Source organism: Pseudoalteromonas sp. SW0106-04, assembly GCF_001293805.1.
GTDB classification, from domain to species: domain Bacteria; phylum Pseudomonadota; class Gammaproteobacteria; order Enterobacterales; family Alteromonadaceae; genus Pseudoalteromonas; species Pseudoalteromonas ruthenica.
On record NZ_BCAI01000004.1, the window covers coordinates 94,897 to 109,396 of the forward strand.

Sequence of the window (14,500 nt, forward strand, 5' to 3'; positions counted from 1 at the left end):
TTTGCATCAGTTACTAGAATGTTAACTATGAAGTTGCAAATTAGAGTTTAAACATTATGCGAGAGCAAAATGGCTTTACTTTATTAGAAACATTAATAGCCTTTATTGTGCTTGTTTTTGGTTTACTGGGCGCTGTTGCGCTACAAGCCAAAGCTAAGCAAGCCACCTACGATTCTATGCAGCGCTCTGCCGCGTTAGGCGTTGCTCATGATGTTATTGGCCGTATCAAAGCCAATACGCTAGCAGCAATGGCGGGAGCATATAACGTCACCGTCTCAAGCGACGATCCTGTTGCTGCTAATTACGCCTCGTGTATCAATGCTAATTGTGGTTCAGGCGCACTTGCCGCATTTGATATCGAACAGTGGCGTCGGGCAATAAGAGCTCAGGAAAATACAGGTGCATTAGCCGATGCCACTGTCTGTGTTGATACACGTGTCAATGGCGAGCAGCTAGATATTGATGTCATTGTTTCTTGGGCATCTCGCCAAGAGCTTGCGAGCACCGGGGATATTGTTCAAAGCAAAGATGAGTGCGGTGGTCAGAGCAATCAACGAAGAGCCCTCGCTTTGGAGTCATTCGCCTATGTTCGCTAATTCTATTCCTTTAAATAAAGCTCATGGCTATACGCTAGTTGAGTTGATTGTTGCCATGGTTGTGGGTTTATTCCTTCTAGGCGGTGTCATGTTTACGTATGTAAGTATGAAAACAACGACGTCCGATACCGTCGAAATGGGTGAGCTACAGGAAACCGGCCGAATGGCCTTAGATATCATCAGTCGCGACTTGGAAATGGCGGGATTCTGGGGCACTTACGGAATGAGTTCTCTTAGTACCGGTAGTGTTGATGTCACTGGGGTGGTCAATCCAGGTAATGATTGCACTGCTGGACTGAATAATGCCAGTTTCCCTGTTAACAGTCCAAGCAGCTTTAAATACTTGTATAGTGTCACGGCTGTGGCTGGCGCTAATTTAGGTTGCATAGATGATGCGGTCGCTGACAGCGACATTATTCAAATTAAGCGTGTCGCTGGAGATGACGTAACCGGTCAGGCAACCAATAATAATGATTACTATATAGAAACAGATATATCCTCAGCTCGCATCTTCATAGGTGACGGTGCAATTGCCAATCCTGCCAATATGAATGGTTCGGTATGGCGCTATACCCATCATGTTTACTACATCAATGAGCAGTCGTATCAGTCAGGGGATGAGACCGTTACTGTCCCCGTACTGATGAGAAAACGCCTTACGCCAACAGGGGGTATGGTGACAGAGTCGGTACTTGAGGGAGTGGAGAATATTCGCCTGCTTTACGGACTGGACAATAACGGTGACCGCAACGTCGATACCTATTTAAGCGCAGCGCAAATGAGCGCCTCTGAGTGGGAACAAGTAAGCTCTAAAGTGCTAACCGTGCAGCTATTTGCGCTAGTACGGGCCACAGAGTCAGATAGAAATATGAGTAAAACAAACCAAACATATATCCTAGGTGGGGAAGGTGGAACTGAGCGACGTTTAAGCTTTGATGATAATTTCCGTCGTCTCGTTTATGTATCCACTGTTCAAGTACGCAATGCAGAGGTCGAAACATGGTGAATACGCAGCAATATCAAGGCGGGGTCGTGCTTATCGCATCTTTAGTCATGGTGCTTATCGTATCCGGTATCGCGGTTACCCTTATGAGTGCAAGCAGTGTGGATATGAAAGTTGTGAACGCTGCACAAGATTACGATGTTGCCAGTGAGCAAGCATTGGCTGACTCAGAGCGCGCGGTGTTCGATGAAAAGCAAAAGGCAGCGACGGTAAGCGCGCTGTATTTCAACCGAGGCGAATTTAACGCCGGTGGCAATGAATTTGTGCAACTTGAGCCTGCGGGAGCACAAGCATCGCTGCGATTATTTCACAATAACGACGGCCCCCAAGACTTGGACTGTCCACCCAGAGCCAACCCAACACCAGGTATAAAGTGCAACATGCTGAGCCTGCGAAGTCGCGTTGAGTATGGTAAATCGAATAGGCATAACGTGACTGTTGTCTCGGGGTTAGCTCAAGAGATGGCAAGTATATCGAGCCAGTAAGTCATATAGGTGAATGACATGAAACTGTTTAAATTATTAGTAATAGCATCGCTCACCTTCAGTGTGAGCAAATCCTTTGGTGAGGATATTGAACTTTATGTGGGCAATAAATTTTTCACCTCATCAGGAAAGCCTCAAGTACTTATTATTTTTGATAACTCAGCCAGTATGAATGGGCTGATAGAAACGACAAAAAGCTACGACCCTAATGTGACCTATGATGTCGTATCCTCTTTTGATAACTCGCTTAATGAAGATTTCGTTTATTTTACTATTGGTTCAGGCGTGGATCAGCAGCTACCACGTACTGATAGCAACAGTGATACTAAACGCTTTCATAGCTATGTTAATGGGTGTGATGCTGCGAGAGAGTCTTTGCAGCAATATGGCTTTTATACTGGCTATATTCGAGAGCACCAATATAAAGGAAATACCGGCTCTTGGGTTGATCTCAAAGACAATAGCGGTGCTAATACTATATCCGCACTTGACTGCCTCGATGATATTCTTAATGAAAATACCGATAATACCGGGTTGGAGATAAAGATAGGCGGTACAACCTATAAGTCTGGGGACACCGAGCTGACGGGCTTACCTATTAGCGGTGCATCAAAAAGCTCAAATGACTTTTACACTCAATCAAGCTCTGTAACGAAGGAGCAAAAAGACAAAGCCAGCGCGGATTTCAGTGGCGGCGAGGTTGTGACACTTTACCATCCTAACTACTTGCGTTGGTATCATGCTACGGATAAAGACACGGAAGTTAAGTCCAAGTTAGATGTGGCCAAAGAATCCATCACGACTGTGCTTAATGCCACACCCATTGTCGATTTCGGCTTAATGGTATTTAACCTTAACTACCCCAAAGAAAATACCCGAGATGGTGGTAGGGTCATTGCCAATTTTGGTCAAAGTAACGCCGATATTATCGGTGAAATTTCCGGCATTGATGGTGAAACCAATACACCATTATGTGAGACAACTTACGAGGCATTCCGCTTTTTCGCTGGCCAAAGTGTATGGTACGGGGACGATGATACCGACTGTAAGGAGTCTGAATGTAGATTCAAATACGACGGGAATACGCCAGCCATGGATTTATCGGCGGTAAGTAATGATATTTATAAATCGCCATTTTCAGGAGGTTGTTCTAAAGAGGCTTACATTATTCTCATTACTGATGGTGTTCCAACGGTAGACAAAGCGGCAGATGGCTTAGTGTCTTCCCTTGTCTCTACGACTAATCAGCCTGATATCAGTGATCCAGTGGTGACCTCAACGACTCCCTATAATGATGACACGTTAAGCACTTCTAACTATCTGCCGAACTTAACCCATTGGATGCATCACAATGATGTGAATACCTCGGTAGACGATGTACAACGGGTGAGTACTTTTACCATTGGTTTTAGTGATGGTGCTGATGATGCTGCAGGGCTACTCAAAGAGGCGGCGACGGCAACGAAAAGTAACGGCGATAAAGGGTATTTTGCGGCGCAAAATGCCATTGAACTATCGCAATCTTTTGGCCAAGCGTTGGCAGAAATCCTCAAAGTAAATACTACATTTACGGCTCCAGCCGTTGCCAGTAACAACTTCGATAGAACCCAAACACTCGATTCGGTTTACTATGCCATGTTTTTACCTGAAGAAGGTGCGCGTTGGTCGGGTAATTTGAAAAAGTTAAAAGTAGATGGCACCAAAATTATTGACAGTAAAGGCAACTTGGCTATCGATGGTGCCTCAGGGAGTGAAGGAAATATTAAAGACAGCGCCGTTACTTTTTGGACGAAAGATGGCAAAGCCGATGGCAACGAGGTTAAAAAAGGTGGCGTAAACGCGGTGCTTGCAGGTCTTAATAGTCGCACGATTTACACTGATATTGGTGCAGGGACAGGCGAAATGCCGAAATTCACCTTGGCGAATGCGTTATCCTATGCAGGCTCTCAAGCCGACCTTGGCACTTATCTAGGCACACCCGTTGAACGGTTAGACTCATTATTCGAATGGGCTAAAGGTAAAGACGTTGATGATGATGACTCCGATGGTAATACATCAGAGCTGCGTAGTGATATATTCGCCGACCCGCTGCATTCTAAACCACTTGCTATAGCCTACAGCGACGGCAGTATCCGCATTGCGGTAGGAACCAATGGCGGTTCATTGCATCTTTTCAAAGACAATGGCAATACCATTGAAGAGGAGTGGAGCTTCATTCCTTATGAACTTTATCCGAACCTCACGACTTTACGCCGTAACATAAAAGGCGAGAAAGTCTATGGTATGGATGGTTCGCCCTCTATGTACTTCGATGATAAAAATGAGAACGGTGTCGTCGACCCCTCTGACCGAGTATGGTTATTCACGGGTATGCGTCGTGGCGGTGATTCGTACTATGCTTTTGATATCAGCACCCCAAGCTCGCCAAAATTAATGTGGAAGGTAGACGCCAACACCACCGGGATGGAAGAACTTGGGCAAACATGGTCCCAACCTAGAGTTACGTTTATAGAGAAAAGCGGCACTAAACCAGTTGTGGTTGTGGGCGCAGGCTATGACATTAATAAAGATGCTGACAACATTAGCCCGGACAACTCTGGCCGGGGTGTTTATATTTTAGATGCACAAACCGGCGATTTAGTGTGGTCTTTTACTCCCGGAGCTAATGGTAATGGCAATACCACTTATGAAGGTGAGCACAGCATTCCCGGTGACATAGCGTTGCTTGACTCTGACTACGATGGTTTCACCGATCGTCTCTACGCAGCTGATACCGGTGGTGATGTGTGGCGATTCGATTTACCAACGGAGAACCCTGTGGGTAGTGAGCCGTGGACTGCCGTGCAGATTGCTGATTTGTCAATTACCGGCAACGAGCGTCGATTCTTCTATCAGCCCGAGGTGGCGAGAACCTACTTTAGTAAAGTATCCGAATACACCACTATCATTGATGAAGAGTCTTCTACACAAGTTGTGCGTGAGGAAACCCCTTACGAAGCGATTGTGCTTGGTAGTGGTAATCGGGCTCATCCACTTGATGAAAGTGAAAATAATCATCTAATTATGCTGCGTGATGAAAATACCATAACGCAGTCGTTGCGCGGTGAAGATATACCAGCCGTCATCACTATGGATGATTTGATGGATATTACTAATGATCCGTTCACTGCCAAATTAAATGACGACAGTGGTTTTGTAGAGCTAGAGAAAAATCTCGCTCAATTCTCCGGGTGGAAGTATAGCCTTGGTGCAAATGAGAAGTCGTTGTCGGCAGCTGCCGTGGTCGGTGGTGTCGCTTATTTCACTACTTTTGTTCCCTCGGAAGAGAATGATCTGCAGCAGTGCTCGCTCAAAGGCGGTGGGGGTAGTTTGTATGCATTCCATCTGCACTACGGTGCAAAAGTCTATGATCAACTAAAATTTGATGTAGGGAATAAAGTGCCTGATACGCCAACATTATTCTTTACCAAAGTAGATGATCCGGATACCGCAGAGGAAGAAAGTGAAAGTCAGTTCATTTTAATTGGTGCGGGTAAAGGTGATGGGGAAGGCACCTTGAAAGCGAAATCGATTGAGCCAAACGGACGTCCCGGCGACTGCGGTATGGCAAGTTGTGATGAAAACCCATTTGGATTCAAAACACATCGCACTTACATATATAAAGAGGAGACAATTGATTAATGAAGCATGTAAAAGGGTTTACCTTGATTGAGCTCATGGTGGTGGTTGCAATTATCGGCATACTGGCGGCTATTGCTTACCCTTCTTATCAGCAATTTGTCATCAGTAGCGCGCGCTCTGAGGCTATGACAGCCTTGCTAGATGCAGCAAGCAAGCAAGAGCAGTTTTTTGCTGATAACCGTCAATACACAGCCACTATGGCTGACCTCGGGCTTTCAAATTCAACGGAGTCAGATTTGTACTCATTATCGGCAACAGTGAATGCGCAGAGCTTTATTATTACTGCTACTCCAGCATCTGGAATAGCTTTAAAAGACGGTGAGTGCACGTCTTTCACAATTAATGAAGTGGGTGTGAAGGGGTCCACAGGAAGTGCTGACACCGACACTTGCTGGAAAAGGTGATATAAATGTTCAGATATATGTTTTTGGCCTTAGTTGTAATAGCTGCGACTCAAGCCAGTGCGAAAGTAGAGCTTAGGTTACTTAATGAATATAAGTGTTACGTGTCGCTGGAAACCGGTGTAAATCAGGTTATTGATGTGCAAGTGAAGCAAAAAAGCCGACACCAAGCGGAGCTTGCTGCGTATCAAAGGGGGTACGCAGCACCACAACAGCAGCAAGCGACGAGCGTTGAACAAGTCATTCAATGTGTTGAATTCAAACAGCAGTTTGGCTCAGCTGAGGCTCGCGCGCTAGATGCTAAAAAGCTGCGCTAGCTTTTAGCACTTATCACTGTCTTGCTTTATCCGCAATCGACCAGTCTGACTAACGGTAATACGATAGGCAGGCTGGTTCAACTTATCTTCCACTGAGCAGTACACAAAGCTACCAGATTGAAAGCCACCTAGAGCCCCTGTAGGCTTAAAAGTAACAGCCCGCCTTGGGTAGTCGATGGTATCGTTGCCAATCGGAACAGTGAGAATATTCAAAATCGGCTCATCGCCGCCACGCTGTTTATCGTTATTACTATCAACAAACACCATTATATTATTTTGCCAATTCGGCACGCAGCGCTCAGCAATCGCAGGGCATACGCTGACGTAATGGTTGTTGAATATAGCGTACGATCTTGCCGCAAACAGATGTGTGTAGAGTTGTTCAATATAATCTGAGCGGCGGTTTTGATACGCCCAATCTTGGGCATTAAATAAAGTGACCGCTGCAAACATCGCGGCGATACCGATAGTCACAAGCAGCTCAATCAAGGTCGTGCCTACATTTGTTACATGTGAGCACATGGGGGGAGTAAGCGCGTTCATCCTTGACGCCTCAATAATCCTTCTTTAGTCTTGTAAATAGTAGAACAGTTAGCCCGATGTGCAAGCTTGCTCAGTCTTACCTAAGTCTCGTACCGTTCCCGAGGCCATTACTGAAACTGCCACGTTATGTTCGTTGTCATCGGTGGGACAAAATATAAAGGAACCGTTTTGTCCTGCGGTCAGCTGGCCGCGTTGGTCAAACCGCAAGCTTGGTGCATTGCCACTGTGTACAAGCTGGCTGTTGGCGACCAAATTGTTGATAGAGCGGTGTAGGATGTCCGCGTTGGCCTCGAATGTGCCGTTGTTATTTATGTCTGAGAAAATGACGATAGTGCCATTTTGCCAGCTATTGAGGCAATTTCCTGAGCTACCAGGATTGGTCATCGCACACACAATCACAGGGTCGCCCGTGGTCATCGCTTTGGCTCTGGCGAACTTTACGTTACGTTTGAGCTCGGTACTAAAATTGCTCGCTTTTTCCTGTGCTGACATTTGTGTGCTATCAAATAATGCGATAGCCAGTAATATGCCTGAAATTGCAATGGTCACCATGAGTTCTATAAGAGTGAAGCCCTTAGATGTTGAGGTGTTACAGGTTTTCATAACTTCATCCTGATGTGGGTATTATATTAATTTTAACACTATTAACGCATTAGTCACCCCTTGGGCGTTTGCTTCAACACTCACAATTGACTAAAATCGGCGCATCTGTCATCGCGAATATAAAAAGTCATGAAAAAAATAGAAGCCATCATCAAGCCATTTAAGTTAGACGACGTCCGTGAAGCCCTTTCAGAAGTTGGTATCACCGGTATGACGGTCTGTGAGGTTAAGGGATTTGGTCGCCAAAAAGGCCATACTGAGCTTTATCGCGGTGCCGAGTACATGGTCGACTTTTTACCAAAAGTGAAGCTCGATATCGTGCTAGCCGATGAAGATGTCGAGCGTGCTATCGAAGTTATAGTGAAAACCGCACAAACCGGCAAAATAGGCGATGGTAAAATTTTCGTGACGGAAGTCGAGCGAGTGGTACGTATCCGTACGCAAGAGGAAGATGAAGAAGCGATTTAATAACTTATAAATTTAAAAAAACCGATGCCTATACAGCATCGGTTTTTTTATATGTGTGCGTTATTTAGCGTTCGCGTTTATTTGCCTCAAGGGTTTGTTGGGCATGCTCAGCCATATCTGGTAAGCCAAGTTTTTCGTAGCTTCTCACCATCATTTCTAACGCAGGCTCAAGGTAACTGCTTTGTGAGAAATGCTCAACAACGTACTTACCGCGATTTGCTGCGGCCAGGTAAGCTTCACGCTCGTAATAATACTGTGCCACTTTCAATTCGTTGCGAGCCATGCGGTTGAGTAGCCAAGCAAGACGACGCTTTGCCTCGGGTGCATACTTGCTGTCAGGGTAGTTGTTGACTAGAGTTGATAAGTCTTTATAGGCCACTCGAGTGCGTTTTGCGTCTCTATCGGCTCTATCTACGCCAAAGTATTCTTGGAAGGCATTTTTATCGGCCTTAATATTGACCAAGCCACGCATGTAGTACATGTAGTCTAAGTCTTTGTGGTTCGGGTTTAAGCGAATAAAGCGGTCAATAGTGGCCAAAGCTTGCTCTGTATTGCCAGTTTGGTAATGCGCATAGACTAAGTCCATTTGCGCTTGTTTAGAGAAAGGGCCAAACGGATAGCGAGAATCAATGGCGGTAAGTAGCTCGATTGCCCGGGCATATAAGCCTGAATCTAAGGTTTCGCGTGCATCTTCATACAAAGCTTGTGCGGATTTGTTGGGTACGCGCTCAATTTCTTGTTGTTCTGGCGCGGATGAACATGCGCTAAGTAAGGAGGCCGTAAATACGACTGCAAGTGCCCGTTTACTTATTTTATTTATCATTAATTAGGTACCTTCGTTGTCTTCGGCTAGGCCAAGTAGGTAAAACCGAGTAAACTATGCGAATTATGCGATTCTAACCCAGTCGAGCAGAGCTTGCACTGGTAAATTAGGTAAAACTTGCTTATGGCAGAACAAATTTCCCTCAGTGCAGAGGTCCCCGTGGAACTAGGCGGTAAACGTCTAGACCAAATTTTGGCGCAATTGTTCCCGGACTATTCGCGCTCACGAATAAAAACGTGGATTCTCGATGACATGGTGCAGGTTGATGGCCTCACCTTAAACACCCCCAAAGAAAAGCTGTTGGGCGGTGAACACGTAGAGATCAACGCGCAAATTGAAGCGCCGCGAGAATATGAAGCACAAGATATTGCTTTAGATATTGTCTACGAAGATGACGATATTTTGGTGATCAATAAACCTGCGGGCTTAGTGGTCCATCCTGGTGCCGGCAACCCCGATGGCACAGTGTTAAACGCGTTATTGCATCATTGTCCAGAGATTGAAAATATCCCTCGTGCGGGTATCGTCCATCGTCTTGATAAAGACACTACAGGGTTGATGGTGGTTGCGAAAACCTTGCCGGCACAAACGCATTTGGTTGCGGCATTGCAAAAACGTGAAAATTTCACCCGTGAGTATGAAGCTATCTGTTATGGCACCATGACCGCAGGCGGTATGGTCGATGCGCCTATTGGTCGTCACGCCACTAAGCGCACGCATATGGCTGTTAATGAATTTGGTAAACCTGCGGTGACGCACTACCGAGTCGCTGAAAAGTTCCGTGCTCATACACGCTTACGGCTGCGCCTAGAGTCGGGTCGTACCCACCAAATCCGTGTGCATATGGCGCATATCAGTCACCCACTTGTTGGTGACCCCTTTTACGGCGGACGCCCACGTCCTCCTAAGCATGCCAGTGAAGAGTTTATGGCGACCTTACGAGGCTTCAAACGCCAGGCTTTGCATGCCATTAAGTTGCAGTTAGCACACCCGATCACCGGTGAGCAAATGCGTTGGCAGGCCCCAGTCCCTGAGGACATGGTGGCACTGACCGAAGCGCTGCGCCAAGACACCGAAGCCAATGGCTACGATGACCTCTAAAACACCATTTTATACCCCAACCTGGGGTGCTGATGAGTCCCTGGTAGGGGTGCTGCAAAGCACCCGCCAAGGCGGGCATAGTCAGGGCGTGTATCGCAGCCTCAATGTGGGGCTGCATGTAGGCGACGAAGAATCGCTAGTGCTCGCCAATCGCGCTGTGCTCAATAACCAACTGCCGCGTCCTGCCTGTTATGTAAACCAAGTACATGGCACCCATATTCATGGTGTTACTCAGTACAGTGAACAGCTTAGAATCGAAGCGGATGGCCTGTTTACACGCTTGCCAAAGCAGCCTTTGGCTATTATGACTGCTGATTGCTTGGCGCTTTTATTAGCCAGCCAAGATGGCGCTGAAGTGGCTGCTTTGCATTGTGGTTGGCGCTCCCTTGTCGGAGGTATCATCGAGCGGGCGTTACCCTTATTTAACACCCCCGCGAAAGATATTCATGCTTGGCTTGGGCCTGCTATAGGGCCCTCAGCCTTCGAGGTCGGGAATGAGGTTAAAAGCCAATTTTGCGCTCACAGCGGCGACTATCAGCAGGGCTTTAAAGCACATGGCGACAAATTTCTCGCCAACTTGCCACTATTAGCCGAGCTTGCGCTTAATCGAGCCGGTGTGAGTAATGTCACTAAAGCTCAGGCCTGCACTTATACCCTTGCCGATACCTACTTTTCTTATCGACGCGATGGCCAAACCGGTCGTATGGCCAGTGTGATCTGGCGCAAATAATCACCAAAATTTTAACCGTATAACTTGATCAAACGCGCGCTAGCACCCATTAAATAGGTAATTAAAGTTTTAGTGGAAACAAACAGATGCGTTTAGATAGATTTACCAGTAAATTTCAGCAAGCGCTCTCCGATGCTCAATCATTAGCACTCGGTCGCGATCATCAATTTATTGAACCCGTACACCTAATGTACGCACTATTGCAGCAAACAGGCTCGAGTGTGCGTGCTCTTTTTGCGCAAGCAGGCGTCAGCGCTGATGAGCTCAACACCAAGCTTTCTCAAGAAATTGAGAAGTTGTTTAAAGTGGAGGGCGTCGGTGGCGACGTGCAGTTGTCCAATAACATGGTGTCATTGCTGAACTTATGCGACAAATATGCGCAAAAGCGTAAAGACAAATATATTTCCAGCGAGCTGTTCGTACTGGCTGCCTGTGAAGATAAGGGGCCTTTAGGAGAGATTTTTAAAGCTCTAAATATCACCACAGGTAAGGTAGAAAAAGCCATAGACGCACTGCGCGGCGGGCAAAAAGTGGATGACCCCAACGCTGAAGATACTCGTCAGGCACTTGAGAAATTCACCATCGATCTCACCGAGCGTGCCGAGCAAGGCAAGCTTGATCCCGTTATTGGTCGTGACGAGGAAATCCGTCGCACCGTGCAAGTGTTACAACGGCGCACTAAAAATAACCCGGTGTTAATTGGTGAACCGGGCGTTGGTAAAACGGCGATAGCTGAGGGCCTAGCGCAGCGTATCGTAAACGGTGAGGTTCCTGAGGGTCTTAAGAATAAGCGCGTGTTATCGCTGGATTTGGGCGCTTTAGTGGCCGGAGCTAAATACCGTGGCGAATTTGAGGAGCGTCTTAAGTCGGTCCTCAATGAGCTGGCTAAAGAAGAGGGGCAAGTGATCCTCTTTATCGATGAAATTCATACCATGGTCGGTGCCGGTAAAACCGACGGCGCCATGGATGCCGGGAACATGCTGAAGCCGGCGCTAGCACGAGGTGAATTGCACTGTGTCGGGGCGACAACCTTAGATGAGTATCGTCAATACATTGAAAAGGACGCGGCTTTAGAGCGTCGCTTCCAAAAGGTATTAGTAAATGAGCCGAGTGTTGAAGACACCATTGCTATTTTGCGTGGGTTAAAAGAGCGCTACGAGCTGCACCATTCTGTGGAAATCACCGATCCAGCGATCGTTGCAGCGGCGAATTTATCGCACCGTTATATTAGCGACCGGCAATTGCCCGATAAAGCCATCGACTTAATAGACGAGGCGGGCTCTTCCATTCGTTTACAAATTGACTCAAAGCCAGAGCAGTTGGACCGCCTTGAGCGGCGTATCATTCAGTTGAAACTTGAAGACAATGCCTTAGCTAAAGAAAAGGACGAGGCCAGCCAAAAGCGCCGTGAGGAAATGCAGGAGCTGATCCAAGAGCTGGAAAGTGAATATGCTGAGTTGGACGAAGTATGGAATGCGGAAAAGGCCTCGCTGCAAGGCACTCAAGTCATTAAAGCGGAGCTCGAGCAAGCGCGTTTGGACTTAGAGGTGGCACGTCGAGCCAGTGATCTACAGCGAATGTCGGAACTGCAGTACGGCCGAATTCCTGAGCTGGAGCGCAAATTAGACCTTGCCTCGCAAGTTGAAATGCAAGATATGAACTTGCTGCGTAATAAAGTTGGTGAAGACGAGATTGCCGAGATCCTCTCACGCTGGACCGGCATTCCAGTGGCGAAAATGCTTCAGGGCGAGCGTGAGAAGTTGCTGCAGATGGAAGACGAGCTGCACCAACGCGTTATCGGCCAAGACGAAGCGGTCACCGCTGTTGCCAATGCCATCCGTCGCTCTCGTGCAGGATTAGCTGATCCCAATCGACCCATAGGCTCATTCTTGTTCTTGGGCCCTACAGGGGTGGGTAAAACCGAGCTTACCAAAGCATTGGCGCAACTGATGTTTGACACCGAAGATGCCATGGTTCGTATCGATATGTCAGAGTTTATGGAGAAACATTCAGTGGCGCGTTTGGTCGGTGCGCCTCCGGGCTATGTTGGCTATGAAGAGGGCGGCTACCTCACCGAGGCTGTGCGCCGTCGTCCTTACTCGGTGGTACTGCTTGACGAAGTGGAGAAGGCGCACCCAGACGTATTCAATATCTTGCTACAGGTATTGGATGATGGTCGTCTCACTGACGGGCAAGGGCGCACCGTGGACTTTAAAAACACGGTGATCATTATGACTTCTAACTTGGGCTCGGATGTGATCCAAGAGCAAGCTGGGAATAATGATTACGCCACATTGAAAGACAAAGTGATGATGGTGCTGGCGCAGCAATTTAGGCCAGAGTTTATAAACCGTATTGATGAAACCGTGGTATTCCATCCACTAGCCGGAGAGCACATCAAGCAGATTGCTGATATTCAGTTGGCGAAGTTGCACGAACGGCTCACTGAAAAAGGCTACCTATTGGAAATCACCGATGCGGCATTAGCTAAGCTGGCCGAGGGCGGGTTCGATCCGGTCTATGGTGCTCGACCTTTAAAGCGGGCTATCCAGCAGGCCATTGAAAATCCACTGGCGCAGAAACTGTTGGCGGGTGAGTTGGCTGATGGCAACTTGATTTCCATCGATGCTGACGAGCAAGGCTTTTTATTTAGCTGTAAATAAAGGTCAGTTATAACTCATACGAAAGGCGGCAATAATTTGTCGCCTTTTTTATTGTGTCCATGCAGTGGTAATGTCAATATAGGTTTAGGAGCAATCATTCAACAATAGTGTTAGCTATGGAACACGGATACCAAGCCATGGTCATTCATGCTTTTGGTGAGCCAGGGGTGCTAAAACCAGTGACCCTATCGCGGCCAAAGCCCGGTGAGCATGAGTTACTTATCAAGGTGCTGAGCACCGCTATTAACCCCATTGATGTAAAAACCCGCGCTGGTATCGGCTTTGCGGCAGAGCAAAACAAACATCACCTGCCTATGAGCTTAGGCTATGATCTGTTTGGCGAGGTGGTCGCCTGTGGTGAGGCGGTAAAAACGCTTAAAAAGGGTGATAAGGTAATGGGTATGGTTGGCTTTGCCACCCAGCCAGGGACCTATGCACAGTATTGTTTGGCCCGTGAAAACGAACTCATTAAAGTCGATGCGGTGAATGAAGATGTGGTGCTATCCGGTCTGTGTTTGGCAGGGTTAACGGCCTTCCAAGCGCTCTCGGCGCTCGCCTGTCCAAAAAGTCAGCCCATTTACATTAATGGTGCTAATGGCACAGTCGGCTCGTTAGCTGCACAAATTGCCGCGCGAATGGGGTATCAGGTTATTGCCATTAGCCGCAGTGAGCTGCCAAAAAGTGTCGCTTCTTGCGCTCAGCAAATGAGTTATGACCAGTTTGTGGCTGAGCAACGTAAGGGTTATTTGCTCGATGTTGTGGGCCTGGAGGTCGGGAAGCGTTGTTTACAAGGATTAAGTGCACACAGTCGTGTAGTCACTATTCCGACATTGTCACAAAAAGAGATTATTGCTGCGGCCAATGAGCAAGGAGTGACTGCATGCGCCGTGCTGGTGGTTAAAAACAATGCCCAGCTTAAACGTATTTACCAGTGGTATCGCCAAGGTCACTTAGCGCTGGCTCACTGCACTATGCCGCTCTCGGCAGCGGGCATGGCGCATCAGCGTTTAGAGCAAAATAGCAGCAAAGAGAAAGTTATTTTACTGCCTTGGACTTGAGTATTTGGCAGCGCACCCCATAACAACA

14 protein-coding genes are annotated in these 14,500 nt (G+C 47.3%); 11 read left to right on the top strand and 3 right to left on the bottom strand.

Annotated features, from left to right (window positions below):
* Window positions 1-56 precede the first annotated feature (56 nt).
* The 6 genes from pilV to W04_RS06815 are packed head-to-tail and all read left to right on the top strand — an operon-like array spanning window position 57 to window position 6,483.
* Window positions 57-596: a type IV pilus modification protein PilV gene (pilV, locus tag W04_RS06790; RefSeq protein WP_022945258.1), complete on the top strand. Its 540-nt coding sequence runs from the start codon at window positions 57-59 to the stop codon at window positions 594-596.
* On the top strand, window positions 586-1,602 hold the full coding sequence (locus W04_RS06795; RefSeq protein ID WP_022945257.1) for a PilW family protein: 1,017 nt from the start codon (window positions 586-588) through the stop codon (window positions 1,600-1,602). The genes pilV and W04_RS06795 overlap by 11 nt, the downstream gene beginning before the upstream one ends.
* A complete protein-coding gene (locus tag W04_RS06800; protein WP_053910287.1) occupies window positions 1,596-2,084 on the top strand; it encodes a hypothetical protein in 489 nt (162 codons plus the stop codon). Before W04_RS06795 ends, W04_RS06800 begins: the two co-directional genes overlap by 7 nt.
* 18 nt (window positions 2,085-2,102) lie before the next feature.
* Window positions 2,103-5,765 carry a pilus assembly protein gene (locus W04_RS06805; RefSeq protein ID WP_053910288.1) on the top strand — a complete coding sequence of 1,221 codons (3,663 nt, stop codon included), beginning with the start codon at window positions 2,103-2,105 and terminating at the stop codon, window positions 5,763-5,765.
* A complete protein-coding gene (locus W04_RS06810) occupies window positions 5,765-6,169 on the top strand; it encodes a type IV pilin protein (RefSeq protein ID WP_053910289.1) in 405 nt (134 codons plus the stop codon). Before W04_RS06805 ends, W04_RS06810 begins: the two co-directional genes overlap by 1 nt.
* A gap of 5 nt (window positions 6,170-6,174) precedes the next feature.
* The gene (locus W04_RS06815) at window positions 6,175-6,483 is read left to right on the top strand and encodes a TapY2 family type IVa secretion system protein (RefSeq protein WP_053910290.1); all 309 of its coding nucleotides are present in this window, start codon (window positions 6,175-6,177) and stop codon (window positions 6,481-6,483) included.
* Between the two features lie 3 nt (window positions 6,484-6,486).
* Here W04_RS06815 and W04_RS06820 read toward each other — a convergent pair whose 3' ends face one another.
* A complete protein-coding gene (locus W04_RS06820; protein ID WP_053910291.1) occupies window positions 6,487-7,026 on the bottom strand; it encodes a GspH/FimT family protein in 540 nt (179 codons plus the stop codon).
* A gap of 48 nt (window positions 7,027-7,074) precedes the next feature.
* Window positions 7,075-7,629: a GspH/FimT family pseudopilin gene (locus W04_RS06825; RefSeq protein WP_053910292.1), complete on the bottom strand. Its 555-nt coding sequence runs from the start codon at window positions 7,627-7,629 to the stop codon at window positions 7,075-7,077.
* Between the two features lie 129 nt (window positions 7,630-7,758).
* On the opposite strand from W04_RS06825, the gene W04_RS06830 reads away from it, so the two are divergent.
* Window positions 7,759-8,097, top strand: a complete 339-nt coding sequence (locus tag W04_RS06830) for a P-II family nitrogen regulator (protein ID WP_022945250.1) — start codon at window positions 7,759-7,761, stop codon at window positions 8,095-8,097.
* Window positions 8,098-8,161: 64 nt separating this feature from the next.
* Here the strand turns inward: W04_RS06830 and W04_RS06835 are convergent, their stop codons facing one another.
* On the bottom strand, window positions 8,162-8,920 hold the full coding sequence (locus W04_RS06835) for an outer membrane protein assembly factor BamD (protein WP_053910293.1): 759 nt from the start codon (window positions 8,918-8,920) through the stop codon (window positions 8,162-8,164).
* 123 nt (window positions 8,921-9,043) lie between these two features.
* On the opposite strand from W04_RS06835, the gene rluD reads away from it, so the two are divergent.
* From rluD to W04_RS06855, 4 genes are all read left to right on the top strand, one after another.
* Window positions 9,044-10,021, top strand: coding sequence for a 23S rRNA pseudouridine(1911/1915/1917) synthase RluD (gene rluD, locus W04_RS06840; protein WP_053910294.1), 978 nt, complete (start codon window positions 9,044-9,046; stop codon window positions 10,019-10,021).
* Window positions 10,011-10,751 (top strand): peptidoglycan editing factor PgeF, encoded by a 741-nt coding sequence (gene pgeF / locus W04_RS06845; protein WP_053910295.1) that lies wholly within the window; start codon window positions 10,011-10,013, stop codon window positions 10,749-10,751. The genes rluD and pgeF overlap by 11 nt, the downstream gene beginning before the upstream one ends.
* 86 nt (window positions 10,752-10,837) lie before the next feature.
* On the top strand, window positions 10,838-13,414 hold the full coding sequence (gene clpB, locus W04_RS06850; RefSeq protein ID WP_053910296.1) for an ATP-dependent chaperone ClpB: 2,577 nt from the start codon (window positions 10,838-10,840) through the stop codon (window positions 13,412-13,414).
* A gap of 116 nt (window positions 13,415-13,530) precedes the next feature.
* Window positions 13,531-14,472: an NADP-dependent oxidoreductase gene (locus W04_RS06855; protein ID WP_053910297.1), complete on the top strand. Its 942-nt coding sequence runs from the start codon at window positions 13,531-13,533 to the stop codon at window positions 14,470-14,472.
* Window positions 14,473-14,500 lie beyond the last annotated feature (28 nt).